The organism is Bifidobacterium sp. M0353 (assembly GCF_016100645.1).
Classification (GTDB): Bacteria; Actinomycetota; Actinomycetes; order Actinomycetales; family Bifidobacteriaceae; genus Bombiscardovia; species Bombiscardovia choladohabitans.
Map to the genome: position 1 here is coordinate 1 of NZ_JACFSB010000009.1, position 605 is coordinate 605.

Consider the following 605-nt stretch of genomic DNA (forward strand, 5'->3'; position numbering starts at 1 on the left):
AATTACATCAATAAATTTCCAAATAATCTTAAAAAGCTCTTTAACCATTTTTTCTCCTTTAAGTTTAAGTTAATCCAGATTTTGGATTTCTAAACCAATCCCTAACTTGCTCGGCTGTCATTCGATCAACAACAGTTGATTTATCATTAGTCAATCCATATTCTTCAAAGTGATCCATCGCTCGATACATTGCATCAATAATTGCATCAACAACATCAATCTTAAAAGTTGCCTTGTCTTTTTCAACCTGTATCCCGATTTTATCTTCTTTAATAGTTGCATTTAGCAACGCTTTTTCCATAATTGGATCATTAAATCGTGTTATTTTTCCTGTAGCAAAGCTCTCTTGCAAAAATTTAGTGGGATTACCCAATTCACTAGTTCTTTGTGCAATATCTTGAATTAACCAGCCTTCACTATTACTCAAGCTTTCGGTTATGTTTTTAACTTGAAAACTTCCATAATGATCGTATCCTAGAAAAACAACTTGAAGCTCATTGTCTTCAACATATTGCAAAAGCCATTTGTAAATTTGTTCCGGATTAATTATTCCTTCAGGTATTGAAGTAATAGTGCAGTATTGGGGAAATTCACGATATGCTATT

At 32.2% G+C, this 605-nt stretch carries 1 protein-coding gene; it reads right to left on the reverse strand.

Going from position 1 to position 605, the window contains the following annotated elements:
* Positions 1-64: 64 nt before the first annotated feature.
* Positions 65-605 (reverse strand): terminase TerL endonuclease subunit (locus H3V04_RS08750; RefSeq protein ID WP_198188178.1); only part of this gene is annotated, 541 nt, incomplete at its 5' end.